The 17,165-nt window shown below is 73.4% G+C and carries 18 protein-coding genes and 1 pseudogene; 12 read left to right on the top strand and 7 right to left on the bottom strand.

Annotated elements, in window-relative coordinates; translation table 11 throughout:
* The 4 genes from ACFVHB_RS06640 to ACFVHB_RS06625 form a co-directional block, all read right to left on the bottom strand.
* A partial coding sequence (locus tag ACFVHB_RS06640; RefSeq protein ID WP_380316100.1) for a putative T7SS-secreted protein occupies positions 1 to 374 on the bottom strand: 374 nt, incomplete at its 3' end.
* A gap of 299 nt (positions 375 to 673) precedes the next feature.
* The gene (locus ACFVHB_RS06635; protein WP_380316097.1) at positions 674 to 1,630 is read right to left on the bottom strand and encodes a GNAT family N-acetyltransferase; all 957 of its coding nucleotides are present in this window, start codon (positions 1,628 to 1,630) and stop codon (positions 674 to 676) included.
* A gap of 295 nt (positions 1,631 to 1,925) precedes the next feature.
* On the bottom strand, positions 1,926 to 2,483 hold the full coding sequence (locus ACFVHB_RS06630; RefSeq protein WP_380316094.1) for a GNAT family N-acetyltransferase: 558 nt from the start codon (positions 2,481 to 2,483) through the stop codon (positions 1,926 to 1,928).
* Between the two features lie 383 nt (positions 2,484 to 2,866).
* A complete protein-coding gene (locus tag ACFVHB_RS06625) occupies positions 2,867 to 5,137 on the bottom strand; it encodes an MMPL family transporter (RefSeq protein WP_380316091.1) in 2,271 nt (756 codons plus the stop codon).
* A 176-nt stretch (positions 5,138 to 5,313) separates the two neighbouring features.
* Between ACFVHB_RS06625 and ACFVHB_RS06620 the strand changes: the two genes are divergently transcribed.
* From ACFVHB_RS06620 to ACFVHB_RS06600, 5 genes are all read left to right on the top strand, one after another.
* On the top strand, positions 5,314 to 6,486 hold the full coding sequence (locus ACFVHB_RS06620) for a sensor histidine kinase (RefSeq protein WP_380316088.1): 1,173 nt from the start codon (positions 5,314 to 5,316) through the stop codon (positions 6,484 to 6,486).
* The gene (locus tag ACFVHB_RS06615) at positions 6,461 to 7,123 is read left to right on the top strand and encodes a response regulator (protein WP_380316085.1); all 663 of its coding nucleotides are present in this window, start codon (positions 6,461 to 6,463) and stop codon (positions 7,121 to 7,123) included. Before ACFVHB_RS06620 ends, ACFVHB_RS06615 begins: the two co-directional genes overlap by 26 nt.
* Before the next feature lie 259 nt (positions 7,124 to 7,382).
* A complete protein-coding gene (locus tag ACFVHB_RS06610; RefSeq protein ID WP_380316082.1) occupies positions 7,383 to 8,045 on the top strand; it encodes a thioredoxin family protein in 663 nt (220 codons plus the stop codon).
* Entirely contained in the window at positions 8,042 to 8,563 is a 522-nt protein-coding gene (locus ACFVHB_RS06605) for a hypothetical protein (RefSeq protein ID WP_380316079.1), read from the top strand. The genes ACFVHB_RS06610 and ACFVHB_RS06605 overlap by 4 nt, the downstream gene beginning before the upstream one ends.
* Before the next feature lie 210 nt (positions 8,564 to 8,773).
* Positions 8,774 to 9,157, top strand: a complete 384-nt coding sequence (locus ACFVHB_RS06600; RefSeq protein ID WP_380316076.1) for a hypothetical protein — start codon at positions 8,774 to 8,776, stop codon at positions 9,155 to 9,157.
* A 275-nt stretch (positions 9,158 to 9,432) separates the two neighbouring features.
* Here the strand turns inward: ACFVHB_RS06600 and ACFVHB_RS06595 are convergent, their stop codons facing one another.
* On the bottom strand, positions 9,433 to 9,942 hold the full coding sequence (locus tag ACFVHB_RS06595; protein ID WP_380316073.1) for an ArsI/CadI family heavy metal resistance metalloenzyme: 510 nt from the start codon (positions 9,940 to 9,942) through the stop codon (positions 9,433 to 9,435).
* Positions 9,943 to 10,114: 172 nt separating this feature from the next.
* Between ACFVHB_RS06595 and ACFVHB_RS06590 the strand changes: the two genes are divergently transcribed.
* The 5 genes and pseudogenes from ACFVHB_RS06590 (at position 10,115) to ACFVHB_RS06570 (ending at position 13,157) form a co-directional block, all read left to right on the top strand.
* Positions 10,115 to 10,447: an ArsR/SmtB family transcription factor gene (locus ACFVHB_RS06590; protein ID WP_380316127.1), complete on the top strand. Its 333-nt coding sequence runs from the start codon at positions 10,115 to 10,117 to the stop codon at positions 10,445 to 10,447.
* On the top strand, positions 10,444 to 10,599 hold the full coding sequence (locus ACFVHB_RS06585) for a hypothetical protein (protein WP_380316129.1): 156 nt from the start codon (positions 10,444 to 10,446) through the stop codon (positions 10,597 to 10,599). Before ACFVHB_RS06590 ends, ACFVHB_RS06585 begins: the two co-directional genes overlap by 4 nt.
* A pseudogene (locus ACFVHB_RS06580) lies at positions 10,554 to 10,790 on the top strand (GNAT family N-acetyltransferase); the annotation flags it as partial. The gene ACFVHB_RS06585 and the pseudogene ACFVHB_RS06580, both read left to right, overlap by 46 nt.
* Positions 10,791 to 10,963: 173 nt before the next feature.
* A complete protein-coding gene (locus ACFVHB_RS06575) occupies positions 10,964 to 11,596 on the top strand; it encodes a hypothetical protein (RefSeq protein WP_380316070.1) in 633 nt (210 codons plus the stop codon).
* A 1-nt stretch (position 11,597) separates the two neighbouring features.
* The gene (locus tag ACFVHB_RS06570; protein ID WP_380316067.1) at positions 11,598 to 13,157 is read left to right on the top strand and encodes a hypothetical protein; all 1,560 of its coding nucleotides are present in this window, start codon (positions 11,598 to 11,600) and stop codon (positions 13,155 to 13,157) included.
* A 158-nt stretch (positions 13,158 to 13,315) separates the two neighbouring features.
* On the opposite strand, the gene ACFVHB_RS06565 is transcribed toward ACFVHB_RS06570, so the two are convergent.
* On the bottom strand, positions 13,316 to 14,170 hold the full coding sequence (locus tag ACFVHB_RS06565; protein ID WP_380316064.1) for a patatin-like phospholipase family protein: 855 nt from the start codon (positions 14,168 to 14,170) through the stop codon (positions 13,316 to 13,318).
* A 301-nt stretch (positions 14,171 to 14,471) separates the two neighbouring features.
* Between ACFVHB_RS06565 and ACFVHB_RS06560 the strand changes: the two genes are divergently transcribed.
* Both ACFVHB_RS06560 and ACFVHB_RS06555 read left to right on the top strand, forming a co-directional pair.
* A complete protein-coding gene (locus ACFVHB_RS06560; RefSeq protein ID WP_380316061.1) occupies positions 14,472 to 15,491 on the top strand; it encodes an amidase domain-containing protein in 1,020 nt (339 codons plus the stop codon).
* A 551-nt stretch (positions 15,492 to 16,042) separates the two neighbouring features.
* A complete protein-coding gene (locus ACFVHB_RS06555; RefSeq protein WP_380316059.1) occupies positions 16,043 to 16,639 on the top strand; it encodes a choice-of-anchor C family protein in 597 nt (198 codons plus the stop codon).
* Between the two features lie 122 nt (positions 16,640 to 16,761).
* On the opposite strand, the gene ACFVHB_RS06550 is transcribed toward ACFVHB_RS06555, so the two are convergent.
* Positions 16,762 to 17,160, bottom strand: a complete 399-nt coding sequence (locus ACFVHB_RS06550; protein WP_380316056.1) for a hypothetical protein — start codon at positions 17,158 to 17,160, stop codon at positions 16,762 to 16,764.
* Positions 17,161 to 17,165: the final 5 nt, after the last annotated feature.

Genomic DNA, 17,165 nt, shown 5'->3' with positions numbered 1-17,165 from the left:
GCCTCCGCCGCCTCGCCCGTCCAGTGCTCGTGGTCGAGCTTGGCCAGGCCGCTGCCGGTCTTGTCGAACGCGTCGTGGAACTTCTTCAGGTGCCCCGCGACCTCGTTGAGCTTCTTCGCGTCCCCGTGGACCAGCTCCTTCGGGTCGTCGGTCTGCTTGAGGCCGCGCTCGCCGACCTTCAGGCCGGCCTCGTCCGCGACGGAGTCGCCCCAGCCGCTGACCGACTGCGCCGCGCCGTGCAGGCCGACCTCGTCCAGCAGGTCACCGGTCAGGTGCGAACCCTTCTGCAGGACCTTCGCCCCCGCCTTGACGTTCGCGTCGAGGAAGTTGTCCGCCGCGTCCAGCGCGTCGCCGAGACTGAACGACAGGCCCATCAGCCGTTACCGCCCGCCGCGTAGACCCACCGCAGGTCCTCGTGATCGGCAGTCCATACCGCCTCCTCATCCCAACGCGGCACCAGCACCGCACTCCCCCGGAACCGCGCCACCATCAACCCCGGGTGACCCGCCCCCGCCCGCAACATCCGCGCCTGATACACTAACCCCGCGTTCACCGCCACCCCCTGATCGTTCCCGAACCTTACTCGGCCGGCTGGGATACAGCGAAGAGCGCGGGTCGCCAGTCCACGTACCTCGGGGGGAGCCGCCCTGTGCGCGCCTCCTCCCTTCTGGCGTCAGCCCTCGCCGTTGCCGGTCGAGGTCGGTGGCGACGGCCGGGACTCCAGGAGGTTCTTCTGGAAGACGGTGGAGCTGTGCCGGACTCCCATACCGACGCTCAGGTACAGGTCGAGTGCGCCGGTTTCCGAGTGCGTCCCGAGGGTGCACGCCCGCCGTCCCCGCTGGTGGAAGCTGCGGAACGCGGTGCGGAGCAGGAGACGGGCGATGCCCCGGTTGCGGTGGTCGCGGCGGACCGCGACTTGCTCGATGTAGCCCTCGCCGGTGTCGGGGAGGTCCAGCGAGAGCACGGCGCCGACCAGGTGGCCCTCGGCGAACGCCAGCGCTGACATCGCGGGGGCGAAGGTGGGGCGTTCGACGGTGTGCCGGGCCCACTCCTGGTAGGTCTTGCGCCGCTCCTGCCATTCGTCGAAGGCATCCTCGACAACCTGGTGGGCGTCGCGCTCGTCGCCCGGTCCGAACGGGCGGACCGTGATGCCCGCGGGAGGCTCGGGCACGGTCGGTTCCTCCGGCATGAGGAACTCCAGCAGCCATTCGGTCACCATCGGCTCGTACCCTCGCGAGCGCAGCAGTGCGACGGCAGCTCTGTCGTTGTCCGGGACGGTCTGGACGATCCGCGTGCCACCCGCCTGCCGGCCGCGGGCCTCGGCCCAGTCCAGGAGGGCACCACCCAGGCCGCGGCCGCGGTGCTCGGGATGGACGTCCACCTCCGAGCGGCGGTTCACCCAGGCCCGGGCGGCCAGTTGCCCTGCCCGGTCGTGGACCAGTCGGGTGTCGAGCTCCGGTTCCAGACCCGGTCTGGCCAAGTCGGCGGCGACGCGGCCGAGATCGGTGTGCACCCGTCCGTAGAGCTCGCGCTCGCAGGCCGTGACCAAGCGGTGGATGTCGGCGAGGTCGTCGGCCGTGGTCGGGCGCGCCCGGTATCCCGGCGGCAACCCCGGCATGGGATCTGACAACTGTGGACCCTCCTCCTCGGGCGGCAGTACCGGAGACCCGATCCCGCCTCATCGCCCGGCGACCACACCGTGTCCTTCCCGGCGAGCGGCCCGGTCGCCTCGCCCGTACCACGGCATCCGACGGCTCGCCCGACGCGGTCGGCACCGCACTCCGCCACTGCTCCATCGACCACCCGGAGGCCCCGGGCGCGTACGCGACCATGGCCAACTCGATCGTAGTGCACACGACTTCGGGATGTCCGGCGATGTCCGGCGAGTTCGCGCTCGCCTGCACCGTCGCGCGTCGGGCCCGAGCTCAGTCGGACGGCGCGTTCGGGGACCACACGCCGAGCCACTGCTCGCCGCCGTAGTCCTCGAACCGCTCCACCTCGGTGAACCCCAGCTTCGCCGCGACGCGCATCGAGGCCTCGTTGGCGATCCGGGTGGAGAGCACCACCGGCTCACCGGGATGCGCGCCGACGAACCAGTCGAGCGCCGCCGCGCACGCCTCGGCGGCGTACCCGCGTCCCCACACCTGCGGCAGGAACATGTAGCCGAGCTCGGCCTCCCCGCCCTCCGGACGGATGTGACCCCTGCGCTCCGCGTCGCGCCGATCGAGCGTGATCACTCCGATCGCCGTTCCGTCGAGCTCGACCACAAGGAAGCCGAAGCGCCGCCCGGGCACCTCCGGCATCGCGCGCTCGAGCTCATCGCGCGGTCGGGAGCCGCCGACGTAGGCGCCCACCTCCGGTGAGGCGAACAGTTCGATCAACGCCGCACGGTCCCGGGCCTCGGACTCGCGCAGCACGAGCCGCGCGGTCTTGATCGCGGCAGGTGGCCAGGCGACGGGTTGACGTGTGATCCCATCCGACATGGAACGGCTCCTGGTTCTCCCGGCCACACGGTATCGATCTCGTACGGCCCCGGGGCGGGCAACGACTTCTGACGTTGGCGTACATCGGGACGCCCTCCGCCGAGGTGCCGGTTGCCGGACCGCCGGCCCGACCGCGGGCGCGACGGGTTGTCGGACCGGCGCTCTATGGCGCGTATCGAGTCGTGATCAATTTGCGGGACGCGCCTTGGTGGCACGGTCCGGTCCGATCGGCGGTCTTACGTGATGCGAGTGCCACTGACCGAGCCGGATGGGGAGTTCATCGAGCCGTACCTGTCGATCGGCGAGTACGGCCCGTACCCCGACTCGACATGCCCCTCGATGACGCGCCGAGGTGCCGGACGCAAGGGCGGGCAGGAGTCGACTCAACGGTCGACCAGCCGTGGACGCGGAGCCTCACCCGAGGGTTCCGCGTCGGTGTCGTCGGTGCCGACCGGGCCGCGGGGAAGCATCCGGTCCAGCCACTTCGGCAGCCACCAGTTGGTCCGGCCGAGGAGCGTCATGGTCGCCGGTACCAGCACCATGCGCACGACCGTGGCGTCGATGAAGATCGCGGTGGCCAGGCCGAGCCCGAACATCTTGGTGGAGGGGTCCTCGGCGACGGCGAAGGACAGGAAGACCGCCACCATGATGAGGGCGGCCGAGGTGATGATCCGGGCGGTGCGCGAGACGCCCTCGACGATCGCCGTGCCGTTGTCGCCGGTGCGCAGGTACTCCTCGCGTACGCGGGAGAGGAGGAACACCTCGTAATCCATCGACAGGCCGAACAGGATGGCGAAGAGGAACATCGGGATGAACGACACGATCGGAACCGTCGCTTCCAGCCCGATGAGTGCGCCTCCCCAGCCCCACTGGAAGACCGCGACCATGATGCCGTAGGCCGCGCCGATGCTCAGCAGATTCAGCAGCACCGCCTTGAGCGGCACGAGGATCGAGCGGAAGACCAGCATCAGCAGCAGGAACGACATCGCCAGCACGGCGGCGACGAGCACCGGCAGGCGTTGGCTGGTGCGTCGGCCCACATCGGACAGGCTCGCGGCGGCGCCGCCGACGTGGGCCCTGGCCGGGCCGTGCCCGATCGCCGCGGGCAGCACGTCGGTGCGCAGCCGGGCGATGGTGTCGGCCGTGGCCTTGTCCTGGGGGCTGGTGGTCGGGAACACCACGAGGGTCGCGATGCCGGTGGCCCGATCGACGTGCGTCGGCGCGACGGACGCGATGCCCGGATCCGCCGCGACCGTTGCGACGAGTCGGTCCAGCACCCCCGGATCACCGGTGGGGTCCGCGGCGATGACGAGGGGACCGTTGGTGCCCGGGCCGAACCCCTCGGCGACGAGGTCGTAGGCGCGGCGCTCGGTACGACTGGGGGGCAGTGAGCCGTCGTCGGGCAGGCCGACGCGCAGGCCGAGCACGGGCAGCGTCGCGGTCAGCAGCAGCCCCGCCGCGCCGACCGCGTACGGCACCGGGTGCCGGCTGACGTGCCCGATCCAGCGACGCCACCCGGCGGCGGGGACGGCGCCCGCCGCCCGGTCCCGCCGCCGTGCGAGTCGGCCCAGCCGCCCCGCCCGAAGCGCCCCGGCGATCCGGCCGGCCTGGCCCAGACGCGGGCCGGCCGCGCCGAGGAAGGCCGGCAGCAGCGTCACCGACGCCAGCACCATCGTCAGGACGACGATCGAGACGGCAACCCCGCCCACCGTCATGAACGGCACGTTCGCGACCGCCAGGCCGAGGATCGACACGACGACGGTGCCGCCGGCGAAGACCACCGGCCGCCCCGCCGTGGCCACCGCTCGCCCCGCCGCCTCGCGGGGATCGAGCCCGCACGCGAGGTACTCCCGGTGCCTGGCGAGCACGAACAGCGCGTAGTCGATGCCCACTCCGAGCCCGACCATGCTGCCCAGGACCGGTGCGAAGGCGGGGACCTCCGTCACCCCCGCCAGTACCGTCATCGTGGCGACCCCGACGGTCAGTCCGAAGACCGCCATGCCGATCGGCAGCGCGGCGGCAACGAGCGAACCGAACGCCAGGAACAGGATCGCGGCCGCGGCGAGGAGGCCGATCAACTCGCTCACGCCGCCGTCGGGGTCGGAGAAGACGTAGAAGAGGTTCCCGCCCATCTCGATGCGCAGCGGCAGCTCGGCGCGCAGCCGGTCACCGAGATCGACGAGGGCGTCGAGGTCCTCGGCCGACAGCCGGCTCTGGTCGGGGTACTGCACCCGGACGACCGCGATCCGCCCGTCGGCCGAAACGAGGCCGCCGCGCACGGCGGTGTCCCCGCCCGGGTCGAGCGCCCCCGCCGGGTCGCTCGTGCCGAGCACGTGCGGCAGCCGGTTCACCTCGGCCCGCAGCCGCGTGAGAGCGGTGCGCGCGCCGTCGTCGTCGAAGAACGTCGCACCGTCGTCGAGGGGGGTGACGACCACTTGGGCGGTCATCCCCTCCTGGCCGGTGCCGGCCCGCTCGATCAGTTCCGCGGCCCGTCGGGAGTCCAGTCCCGGAGCGGTCATCGAGTCCGCGGTCCGCCCGCCGATGGCGACGGCGGCGAGGACGGCGAGCGTGGCGGCGATCAGCCATGCCGCGATCACCCGCCAGGGATGGCGGGCGGCGCTTGCGCCCAGGCGCAACAGGGCTTTCGAGAGCATCGGGTCCTCCAACCACCTCGTCGGCCGTCCTCTGTACGGCCGCCGATGCCGAGGTTCGTCGCCACGGCGCTCCGCGGCATCGGCCCGCGGGCCGCGGATGCGTCGGCCCCGGGGCGGAGTGACGACCCGTCCTTTCGGCCGATGCGCGGCACGCCGCGGACCCTAGGCTGAGAACCGTGCTCCGAGACGACCTGCGAACCCTGTGGACCGAACCCCGGCCGCCCGACGCGCCCGCCCGGGTGCGGCGGGACTGGGCGCTGCTAGCCGCGGGCCTTGCCGGTGTGGCGCTGGAGGCCACCCTGCGCGAGGACGTCGTGTGGCGGCCGGTGGCGGTGGTGTTGGCCGTATGGCTGTGCCTGCTGCCGCTGTGGCGCCGGACCCGCCCGCTGGCGATGGTGACGCTGGCGTTCGGCTCGGTGATCCTGCTTCCGGTGGCCTCGCTCGTCGCCGCACCGCGCGAGCCCGTCGGCCTGTACACCGGCGCGGTCGTGCTCGTGCTGGTGTACGCGCTGCCCCGGTGGGGATCGGGACGCGAGATCGTGCTGGGCGGCGCGGTGATCCTCGCGGCCGGCGCGCTGTGTGTCGTCACGGACGGGACCCCGGTCGTCGAAAAGGTCGTGGGCTTCGTCTTCCTGCTGTTGCCCGGCGCGATCGGGGCCGCCGTGCGGTTCCGGGTGACCGCTCGCGAGCGGCAGTTGGAGCAGGTGCGCTCCCGCGAGCGCGAGCAGCTCGCCCGGGAACTGCACGACACGGTGGCCCACCACGTGTCGGCCATGGTGATCATCGCCCAGGCGGGCCGGGTGCTCGCGGGCACCGACCCGTCCGCCGCCGTCGAGGCGCTGGAGGGGGTCGAGGAGGAGGGGGCGCGCACGCTGGAGGAAATGCGCGCCATGGTCGCCGCGTTGCGCGACCGCGGGGTCGGCGCCGAGCTGGCGCCCCCTGCCGGAGTCGCGGATCTGGAGCGCCTGGTACGCACGCCAGGTGGTCGCCTCAGGGTCGACCTGGGGCTCGACGGCGAACTGGACGCGCTGCCCCCGGCCGTGGACGCGGCCGTCTACCGCATCGTGCAGGAGTCGGTGACCAATGTGCTGCGCCATGCGGTCGACGCGACCGAGCTCGTCGTTCGGGTCGCCGCGCAGCGGCACACGGTCCGGGTGAGCGTGCGCGACAACGGCCGGCGCACCGGCCGGGGTCGCGACGGATACGGACTCACCGGACTTCGCGAGCGCGCGACCCTGCTCGGCGGCACACTACGAGCCGGCCCGGGTACCGACCGGGGCTGGCATGTCGAAGCCGAACTGCCGAGAGCGAGGAGCGAGAGCGGTGTCCATTCGCGTCCTCGTCGCTGACGACCAGACGATCATCCGCACCGGGTTGCGGATCATGCTGAACGCCCAGCCCGGCATCGAGGTGGTCGGCGAGGCCGCCGACGGGCGGCAAGCGGTACGTCTGGCCCGCGAACTACGCCCCGACGTCTGCCTGTTCGACATCCGCATGCCCGTCCTCGACGGGCTCGAGGCCACCCGGCTGGTCGCCGGCCCGGGCATCGCCGACCCGCTGGCCGTGGTCGTCATCACCACCTTCGACCTCGACGAGTACGTCTACGGCTCACTGCGTGCCGGCGCCCGCGGATTCCTCCTCAAGGACACGGGACCTGACCTTCTGGCGCAGGCCGTACGGTCGGCGTCCGACGGTGAGGCGCTCATCGCGCCCAGCGTCACCGTCCGTCTGCTCCAGGCGTTCGCGGACCTGCCCGCCGGCCGGCCCGTGGCCCAGCCGGTCTCCCCCGTCACCGCCCGCGAGGAGCAGGTGCTCCTCGCCGTCGCCCGCGGGCTGACCAACACCGAGATCGCCGACGCACTGCACATCAGCCTCAGCACGGTGAAGACGCATCTGGCCAGCCTGATGGCCAAACTCGGCGCCCGCAACAGGGTCGAGATCGCGATGTGGGCCTACGAAACGCGCCGGATCCTCCCCGGAACCTGAGCCGGGTGCCGGCCCATGTCCCATGAGTCCCCGCCCGGGGAGCCGGCACGGCGTCGGGCCCCCGCGGACAGCCCCGGAGCCGCGCCGGGGGCCGCGCGGCGCGCTCTCGGGCCGTTCAGCCGCCGGTTGCCGTGAGGAGAGCCGGTGCGCGGTCGGCCGCGAGTCGGCGGGCGAGGCCTCCGACCGCTCCCGCTGCAGGTCGCACGCCCGGGCCCCGCTATCCTCCCCGGGTCGACGATCAACCTCCGGGAGGACCCACATGCGGCAGCGCCGCGCCCTGCTTGCCAGCGCAGTCCTGGCAATCACCCTCGCCACCGGCTGCGGCTCGGGCGGCAGCACCACGAACGGGGCGGCCGACGCGAGCGGGACGGCTCCAGCGGCCGCTGCGCCGACCGGGAGGGCCACCGCAGCTGCCGCCCCGGCGAGTTCCGCGCCGACCAACCCCGTGCCGGCCAGTCCCGCGCCGGCCGGCTCGGCGACCACCGGTGCCGCGACCGGAGCCGGGGCGGGTGCCGCGGCTGCGGAGCTGCCGGACGGGTACGACCCGGCCCGGGACGCCGCGGCGGATCTGAAGGCGGCGCTCGCCCTGTCGGCCGTCGATCAGCGGCCCGTGCTGATCGACTTCGGAGCCAACTGGTGCCCCGACTGCAAGGTGCTCGACAAGCTGTTCCGCTCCGAGCAGGTCGCTCCGCTGCTGCGCGGCGGCTACCGGGTGGTGGCCGTGGACGTGGGCCGGTTCGACCACAACCTCGACCTCGCCGCCCAGTACGTCGACCTCCAGAGCAGCGGCATACCGGCGCTGGTGGTGCTGTCCCCCGACGGCTCGGTGCGCACCGCGAGCAACGACGGCGCGTTCTCCAACGCCCGCAGCATGAGCGCGAACACGCTCGCCGCCTACCTCAAGCGCTGGTCGCAGAAGTGAGCCCGGCCGGGCGGCCGCGCACCGGGGCGGCGGCGGTCGCGACACTGCTGCTCCTCGGCAGCGTGGGCTGCGCCGCGGGCCAGGCACCGTCGGCCGCCCCCGCCGCCACCTACAGCGGCGGCGGGGTCACGGTCACGCTCCGGCTGGCAACCGGGGAGGACGGGCGGCGACTGCTCGACGCCACCTTCGTCCCCGAGCAGCCCGGGTTCCACCTGTACAGCGTCGACCTGCCGGCCGGCGGGATCGACGGGCTCGGCCTGCCGACCCGGCTGACGGTGCGTGGAGGCCTCGCGGCGGACGGCACCGCCCGGGCCGACCGTCCGCTGCGCACGGTCAGCCCGCTGGAACTCGGCGTGCAACTGCCGGTCTACCCCGACGGCCCGGTCACCGTCACGCTCCCGGTCCGGCGGACCGGCACGGGGCCGTCCGAGGCGGTGGTCAGCTTCGGCGCGTGCAGCGAGCAGCGCTGCCTGATCCCGGTCACCGACCAGGTCATCCCCCTCCGCACCACCGACTGACGCGGCCTGCTGAGCACTCACGGTCAGGCCGCGGCGCGCGGCCTGGAGGGTAGGGGTGGTCGGACGCCGACGGCGGTCCGCCACCGCGTCAACGTCGGCCGAGCGCCTCGCACCTGACGGGCGAGCGGCCACCACCCGGGGCCGCCCGCGGCGACGGCCGGCCCGGGGAATCGGGTGGCGCCGCCGCCGGATGGTTGCCACCATCACCGCATGGCGCGCAGAACCCCGCAGGAGAAGAAGCGGCTCAGCTATCTCAGGGACCGGCGCAACGACTACGGCGAGAACGACAAGAGCTCACGCAAGAACGTCCCGCGCTCACGCCGGGCCAGCCACCACGAGGTGCGCCGGGCCGAGCAGCTGGCGCTGCGGAAACTGACCCTGTACCGCGGGGCGGTGGACGAGTCGGAGGTCCGCTTCGGTCGTCCGCGGACCGGTTCGTGGCGCAAGTGGGCGGACTCCCGCCTCGCCGACGTCGTGATCCACCACCTGGAGCGCCGGGTGGAACGCGGCGGGACGGCGGGGTCCCAGGCCGCCGCCCGGATCGAGCGCATCCGACGGTCCACACGCCTTCCCGGGGGCACGTCCGGCAGGTGATCGCGGCCGACCGCCGTCCGACGGGCTCGCGGGCGGCCGGGGGCCATCGAGGAGCTGCGCCTGAGCACCCACCCACCTAAGGCGACGGCCGGCACATCGCCGCGTTCGGGTCGTCCCACGCGCTGTACCCGGGCCCCGTCGATCGAGCCCGCGGCCATCAGGGCGGTGAGACGGCCCTGTGGATCACCGGGCTTCGGCCGGGTCGCGGCCGAGGCCCGGTCGGTCCAGGCTGGGCGCCGTTCCCTGTGGTGCCCCGCCCCCGGCTGTGCCGTGCCTCAGCTGGCGCACGCGCAGCCGGCGGCGGCCTTCGCCTTGGCCGGGCTCCGGGCCGGGTCGAGGGGTTCCTCGTCCGGCGTGCAGCAGGCGGTGGTACCGCAGCAGGCCTGCGGCGCGCTGTCGGCGCTCTTGCCGAGGGTGTCGGCGTCGGCCTTCACGACGTAGACCTCCCAGGGCTCCTTGCCGGGGCCGGTCACCCACACCTTGTCCTGGAGCGCGTAGCAGCAGGAGGTGTCGTTCTCCTCGAAGGTGGCCAGGCCCGCGTCCTTGAGGCGGGTGGTGGCGGCGGCGACCTGCTCGGGGGTCTCGACCTCGATGCCGAGGTGGTCCAGGCGGGTGTCCTCGCCGCTCTCGCCTTCGATGAGGACGAGCTTGAGCGGGGGCTCGGTGATGGCGAAGTTCGCGTAGCCGGGGCGGCGCTTGGCGGGTTCGGTGCCGAAGAGCTTGGAGTAGAAGGCGATGGAGCCTTCGAGGTCGGCGACGCGAAGGGCGAGCTGAACACGGGACATGGCGGTCTCCCTGATCCGGTCCGAGGTCTTGTTTCGGCGAGGTCTTGTTTCGACCTCTGTCGATACAGCGAGCTTGCCCCTGCGGATAGATGGCTGTCAACATAGACGCATGTCGAATCTGGAACTGCCGGTGCTCGGCCAGGACGAGGCGGCGGTCGTCTGCTGCTCGCCGATGGTCCGCGAGCCCTTGGGCGAGGAAGCCGCCGTCGACCTGGCGAAGATGTTCAAGGCCCTGTCGGACCCGGTACGGCTGCGGCTGCTGTCCCTGATCGCCTCGCACGAGGGCGGCGAGGCGTGCGTCTGCGACCTGACCGGGCCGTTCGACGTCTCCCAGCCGACCATCTCGCACCACCTGAAGGTGCTGCGCGAGGCCGGCCTGGTCGGCTCCGAGCGGCGTGGGACCTGGGTCTACTACTGGGTGCTGCCCGCCGCGCTGACCAAGCTGTCCGCCCTGCTCCAGACACCGGCCGGCTCCGCCGCCGTCCCGACCGGGGGTGCGAGATGACGCCGACGGCTCCGCTCGGGCGCCGCGCCGCGGTCGAGTTCGTCGGGACCGGCGCCCTGGTCGCCGTCGTGGTCGGCTCCGGCGTCCAGGCCGCCGAGCTCTCCCCGTCCACCCCGACGCCCGGGGCCGGGGTGTCGGCCTGGCCCTGCTGAAGGCACTGCTGGCCTCCACCGACGCCGCCGGGATCTGGACCGTGCAGTCCGGCGTCTTCCCGGAGAACACCGCCAGCCTCGCCCTCCACGCCAAGGCGGGCTTCCGCGTGGTCGGCACCCGCGAGCGCCTCGGCAAGCACGGCGGGCGCTGGCGCGACGTCGTCCTCGTCGAGCGACGCAGCCCCGCCGTCTCCCGACCCGCTGACCGCTGCGGCGGGCCCGATCCCAGCCGCAGCGGTCAGCACCAGTCCGGCCGGGCCCGACCCATGAACCATGTTACTAAATAGTAATGTGACAACCACTCATCTTCTGGGCGGCCTCTGCGAGACTCCAACTCCCCCGGCCGATCAAGGAGTCCGCCCCCGTGACCGACGCCTCCCGCACCGCGCTGGAGCACCTGCGCGACGCCGGTGCCTTCCAGTGGTACGTCATACCGCTGCTGTTGATCGTCCTGTACGTGTACGCCGTGGAGGTCGAGCGGCGGAACTGGAACGTCTTCTTCGCCGGCCTGGCCTTCTGGGGCATGGACTGGTTCAACGAGATCTGGAACGCCCTGGTCTTCCACTTCACCGGTCGCGCCCCCGTCTGGGGTGCGCCGGGCGGGCATTCGTCCTATCTGATCCTCATCGGGCTGAACATCGAGATCTGCTTCATGTTCGCGGTGTTCGGTGTCGTCGCGGCCAAGCTGCTGCCGGCCGACAAGCACCTGCGGATACTCGGCGTGCCCAACCGCTGGGCGCTCGCCGCCGGCGGCGCCGCGGCGGCGGTCGGAGTCGAGGTCGTCCTCAACTCGATCGGCGCGCTGACCTGGGAGTGGTCCTGGTGGCAGGCCAGCATGCCGCTGCTGGTCTGGCTGGTCGGCTACCTGCCGTTCTTCGGGGTGAGCTACTGGGTCCACGACCTGCCCAAGGTCAGGTCCAAGGCGCTCGCCGTCGGCGCGCTGCTCGGCCTGGACGCCCTCGCCCTCATCGTCTTCATCTGCCTGGGATGGATCTGACATGCTGCGTCACACACTCGCCGCGACCGTCCTCGCCGTCGGCGTTCTCGCCCCCGGCGGCGCCGCCTCCGCCGCGTCCGGCGGATCCACCGCGCCCAGCACGTCCGGCACGTCCAGCACGTCCGGCGCGTCCAGCACGTCCGGCGCCTCCACCGCGGACGGCGCGTGCCGGCCGGTCGGCACCGCGGGGCTGGCCGACCTCGTCCCCGGCGACAGCACCCTCGGCCTGTCCGCCTTACCGCCCGCGACCGTCGACCTGCCCCCGCAGATCCACCTGCGCGGGACCACGGAGACCTTCAACCGGCGGTGGTCCTTCGCCCTGCGCGAGGGCCGGATGTACGTCAAGGAGGCCGCCGACACCGGGGGTTGGCGCACGATGGCGCTGCCCGACTGCCTGGCCGGCCGGGTCACCGGCATCTCCGTCGACGACGACGAGCTCGTCGCGGTCGACGACGGCGACCGCATCTACACCATGGACCACGCCCTCAACGCGCCCTGGACATGGAACTGGACGTACCGGTTCGGCGCCCCGCTGTGGCTGGGCGAGGGCAACACCGTCCCCTACGGTTCGGCCCGCTGGACCTGGTCCGTGCTCTCCCCCGGCGAGGACCAGGTGTGGCGCGACCCGGCGGGCAACGACCACCCGGTCGGCGGCGCGAAGGTCTCCCACGTCCTCGCGCTCAGCGCCGACGGAAGCCGCATCACGTACGTGGACCCCTGGCTCCCCGCCGACCACAGCTACGAGATGGCCACCCCGCACCGCGGCCGCTTCCAGGCCGAGGCGCTGTCCACGGCGGCCTCCACCTCGTTCGTCGTCAACCGCTACGGCGACCTCTACACGCGGCTGTACGACTTCGACATCTCGGGCTCCGACCGGGTGTTCTTCAGCTACTCCTACGAGGACCAGCGTGGGGCGCTGTTCCCGAAGATCCAGCTGCCGGCGCCCGACTGGGTCCGCCAGCCCAAGGTCCCCGCCACCGGGGAGATCACCGACCGGATCTCCGTCCACAAGACCGGCCGGGGATCGGACGCCCGCGAACTGCGCGTCGAGGGCCGGGAGCAGGGTCTCACCGGGTACTGGCACAAGGCCCTGACCGCGTCCCGGTGGACCTTCACCGCGACGGGCGAGCCCTTGCAGGGCCGCCTCCTCCAGAACACCCCCGACGACCGCTCGACGGACACCCTCGCGCCGCCCTCGCCCTACGACTACGCCGGCGCGCTGGGGGGCGTGACCGCCCGCGTCGACGCGTTCGACGTCGCGGTCGAGGGCACCCCGTTGGTCCTCCGGGCGGGAGACCAGGAGCTCAGGGTGACCCTCCACACGGTCGACGGCCTCCGCCAGAGTGTCCAGGCCCCCGGCCTCACCTCGCAGCCGCGCCACTTCTACGGCACCGTCGAGATCCCGCAGTCCGTCCTCGACAACCTCCAGGCCCAACACCCGCTGCTGCGGAGCCTCGTCCAGGACCGCCTCGGAGCCGCCCGCTTCACCGACACCGACGTGGTCGTCACCGACCGGACCATGACCATCGCCAGCCTCGGCCTCACCCTGGACCGCATCTGAGGCTCGGTGGAGTGCAGGGCCGGTGCGGCGCTCGCCGGTGCTCCCGCCCCGCCCGGGAGCACCGGGCCCGCCGGGCCGCGCCCGTCACAGCCGGAGCGGCGCGGCGCCCGCGCCGGCGGCCGCGCCGGTGCGCCGATCCGCCGTCGGCGGCCGCCGGTTCACGGACCGCAGGGGTCGGTGACGGGCCGCCAGAGCGCCCGCAGTCCCTCGGCCGCGGCACCGGCCTGGGCCAGACCCGCCCGGTAGGCCTCGTCCCACGACTCGCGGTCGCCCGGGTCGGCGTCCAGGAGGCGCACGGCGGCCGGCTCGGGGGCCAGGACGTGGGCGGGCCCCGCGGGACTCGGGTGGCGGTGGGCGAACGGGTCGACCACCACCACCGTGCGGGCGCCGGCCGCCAGGTCGCTGTTCGTACCGGCCCGCAGGGCGCCGTCCAGGTAGTAACGGCCGTCGACGGCGACGGGCGGCTCGATGCCGGGAAACGCGCTCGACGCGGCGACCGCGCGAACCAGCGGGACGCCGGCGGCGGCGTCCCACACGACCGGCTCGCCCGTCCCGGCGTCGACGGCCGGGATCAGCAGACGGCGCCGCGGCCACGTGTCGGCGGCGATCAGTGTGGCGCGCTGGGTGACCAGCCGGTCCTCCGCCGCCGCGTCGACCGTGTCAAGGGCGATGCGGCCGACCCGGCGCCGGGCCTCCGCCCGGTCCAGACCGGGCTCGCCGAGGACGGCGAACACCGCGCCCGTCACCGCCGGATCGGGGCGGCGTGGCGGGGCCGCCCGGTCGGCGGGGCGCGGGGCGGGGAGGGCCGAGAAACGGGCGGGGTCCTGCCCGGTGGCGAGGACGGCCCCGACGATCGCACCCGCGGAGGTGCCCACGATCAGATCGGCCTCACCCAGGTCCACCCCGGCGCGGCGCAGACCCGCGGCCAGTCCGGCCGTCCACGCGGCGCCCAGCCGCCCGCCGGGGCCGAGCACCACCGCCCGGTCGACATCGTGCACTCCGTCTGATCCCATGGCGACTCCCCCGTTGTCGAAAGACCTGGGTCACATACTCGCACGCGCCTGTCGTACGGACGGCCGGCGGGCCTCGACCCAACCCGACCGACCGCGACCGGCGAGCGGAGCCCGAGGCGGTGAACTCACCGACGGCGGCCCGGTCTTCGGCGTGCGTCACCCCGCGCGGCGCCGCCGTGGCTCCTCAAGCCACTCCCACCGGTGGCCGAAAACCACCGCTCGCCTGCGCGATTCCACCTGTCCATGCCGATGCCCGGCCTAGGCTCCCCTCGTCGTGATCATCCGTGGAGGGGGAGCAACCTTGGAGACCACACCCGCCCGCATCAGCCGCCGCAGGCTGCTCGCCGGAGCCGCGGGCACCGCCGGCGCCGCTGCCCTGGCCACCGCCGCCGGCACCGCCCCGGCGGCCGCCGCCGTGACCATCCCGGCGCCCAGCCCCTACGCGCTCAAGCTCCCCCACCAGATCGAGGCCGAGGCGCTGGTGGACAACCTGCGCCTGCTGCCCTGGGGCTTCGAGGCGAACCGCTACAAGGCGGCCGGCACCCCGCTCGAAGGCCTCAGCAGCAGCGTCCGGTGGGGCGCCCCCGGCCACCCCGAGGACTTCTACAACCTCTCCCAGTGCTCGTCCTTCGTCAGCCTCGTGCTGGAGCGCGCCTACGGCACCGCGCCCACCAAGCCGGCCTCCGCCCTGCCCTGGCCCGCCTACAGCTACGGCTGGGCGAACGAGCAGTACTTCCGGGACAACTTCTACGTCGACAAGACCGACACCAAGGACTTCCCGAACGCGCAGGAGTACCGGGCCGCCTTCGCCCGGAAGGCGGAGCCGGGCGGCGCCGACGCGCTCCCGCACTTCACGTCCGTCACCAAGCCGGTCAACCTGCGCCCCGGGGACCTCGTCGCCTTCGAGTACGAGGACGACAACCCTTCGCCCTACACCGGGCACATCGTCATGATCCGCGAGCGCAAGGGCATCTGGACCGACCCCGAGATCGACAGGCTCGTCGGCCCCAACGTCATCCCCTACGTCTTCGAGATCATCGACTGCACCAGCAGCCCGCACGGCGGACCGAGCCTCGGCGGCGCCGCCACCGAGCTCTACCAGGCCTTCCCGGACACCCGCTTCGAGGAGATCAAGGCGACCACCGGCCAGTCCACCTTCGTCAAGCACAACGGCGTCGGCTACGGCCACATGATCTTCTACGCGAACGCCGACACCAAGCTGTTCGCCGGTCACCGCTGGAGCGTCACCTCCCAGACGCCGCACACGGTGGCGGAGCGGCCGATCGCGGCCGGCCGGGTCTGGCTCTCCGACAGCCTCTGACCGCGCGCGATCTGACCCGCGATTTGAACGCGCGCGATCTGGCCGCCCGCGGCGGCGTCCGATCCGCCCCCGCGCCCGCGCTGCCGCCCGGCACTCGACCGGGCGGCGGCGCGGGCCGGCGGCCGGCCGCTACAGGTACGCGTCGCAGACCTCGAAGGTCTGCACGGTGCGGGCGTCGAAGGAGGAGCAGAACCGGTTGCCGCGGCGTGCGGGAGGTCGCGCGAGGAGCCGCGGCGCGGAGGTCACGGGTCCGCCGAGGGCGGGCGCCCGGGTGCGCGGCGCGGCAGGGGCGCGTGCGGTTCGCCGCGCTCCCCCGCACGGGCCGCCCGTCCGACGGCGTCTCGGCGTGAACCGGCCGTCCGGAATGGCCGGCCCCGGCCCGGCGCGAGCGGGCCGGTGCGCCCCGAAACCGGCGCGCGAGAGCCCGCCCGCGGGCGCCGCGCGACACCGGGCGCCACCGGTCCGGTCTTGGCAGGGATCACCGCGACGGCCGACGCTCTGTGCACGGCCGATCACCGGCTGATCCCGTCCACCAGCCCTGGGAGGGCCCCGTGTCGTTCTCGCGCCCCCGCTTCGCCGTCGCCGCTCTGCTCGTCGCCGGCGCCACCGCCCTGACCGCCCCGGCCCACGCCGCCGGCGGCCACCGCGCCCTCAGCCACTTCGACGACGGCAGTTTCGAGACGCCCAAGGCTCCGGCGAACGCCTTCACCGGGCTGACCGCCGGTCAGACCGTCGGCCCGTGGAAGGTCACCGCCGGCAGCGTCGACCTGATCGGCGCCGGCTTCTGGCAGGCCGCCGAGGGCGACCAGTCGCTGGACCTCAACGGCTCCAACAGCGGCACCGTCGCCCAGAGCTTCACCACCGTCCCGGGCACCACCTACTCCGTCACCTATGCGCTCGCCGGCAACCCCGAGGGCGGGCCGGCCCTGCGGACCGGCCGGGCGCTGATCGACGGGCAGGACTTCCAGGACTTCTCCTTCGACGTCACCGGCAGGTCCAGGGCCGCCATGGGTTACGTGGGGCGGCAGTTCACCTTCGTCGCACAGGGCACGTCCACCACCCTGAGCTTCGCCAGCACCGTCGCCGGGGCGTACGGCCCGGTCATCGACGACGTCCAGGTGAAGGAGTGCAAGCCCTGCTGCGGGTGACCGGCCCGACCCCCTGACGCCCGGGCCCCGGGGCCGACGGTCCCGCCGCCGGCCCCGGGCACGACCGACGGCGTGCGCCGCCCGCGATCGGCCCGGGCGTACGGGCTCAGCAGAACGTCTCCTCAGCAGTACGTCTCGATGAAGAGGAGAACGCGACCGTCGTCCGCGGTGAACTCGTACGCCTCGTGGATCGGCAGGTCACCGGCGCCGAACCCGGCCCGTGCCTCGGTCCAGGCGGCCGGGCGTTCGGCCTCCGCGAGGAAGCGGGGCAGCCACCACTGCGCCCGCTCGTCGTAGTACTCCCCCATCGTCATGGCGTCGGCGCTCACCGCGAGCCGCTTGGCCCGGCGCGGGTCCAGCGGCCCGCGGGCAAGGCGCCAGTGGCAACCCTCGGCGTCGGTGAAGCCGCGGGCCGTCACGGGCCGGAGGACGGGCGAGCCGCCGGGCCCCTGCTCCGACGGTGGCGGCATGGCCGTCACGACCTCGGCGAAGGTCTCGGGGCGCTTCCGCTTCTTCGGCACCCGCA

The sequence above is a fragment of the Kitasatospora sp. NPDC127111 genome (assembly GCF_042677465.1).
GTDB lineage: Bacteria > Actinomycetota > Actinomycetes > Streptomycetales > Streptomycetaceae > Kitasatospora.
The sequence above is the reverse complement of the archived record's forward strand: the minus strand, read 5'-3'. Positions and strand labels throughout refer to the sequence as shown.

Coding starts and splice junctions, on each gene's coding strand:
- ACFVHB_RS06595 (WP_380316073.1), bottom strand. CDS start 9,942: ATGTCCCGTGTTCAGCTCGCCCTTCGCGTCGCCGACCTCGAAGGCTCC.
- ACFVHB_RS06630 (WP_380316094.1), bottom strand. CDS start 2,483: ATGTCGGATGGGATCACACGTCAACCCGTCGCCTGGCCACCTGCCGCG.
- ACFVHB_RS06590 (WP_380316127.1), top strand. CDS start 10,115: ATGGTCCGCGAGCCCTTGGGCGAGGAAGCCGCCGTCGACCTGGCGAAG.
- ACFVHB_RS06625 (WP_380316091.1), bottom strand. CDS start 5,137: ATGCTCTCGAAAGCCCTGTTGCGCCTGGGCGCAAGCGCCGCCCGCCAT.
- ACFVHB_RS06600 (WP_380316076.1), top strand. CDS start 8,774: ATGGCGCGCAGAACCCCGCAGGAGAAGAAGCGGCTCAGCTATCTCAGG.
- ACFVHB_RS06585 (WP_380316129.1), top strand. CDS start 10,444: ATGACGCCGACGGCTCCGCTCGGGCGCCGCGCCGCGGTCGAGTTCGTC.
- ACFVHB_RS06570 (WP_380316067.1), top strand. CDS start 11,598: ATGCTGCGTCACACACTCGCCGCGACCGTCCTCGCCGTCGGCGTTCTC.
- ACFVHB_RS06610 (WP_380316082.1), top strand. CDS start 7,383: ATGCGGCAGCGCCGCGCCCTGCTTGCCAGCGCAGTCCTGGCAATCACC.
- ACFVHB_RS06565 (WP_380316064.1), bottom strand. CDS start 14,170: ATGGGATCAGACGGAGTGCACGATGTCGACCGGGCGGTGGTGCTCGGC.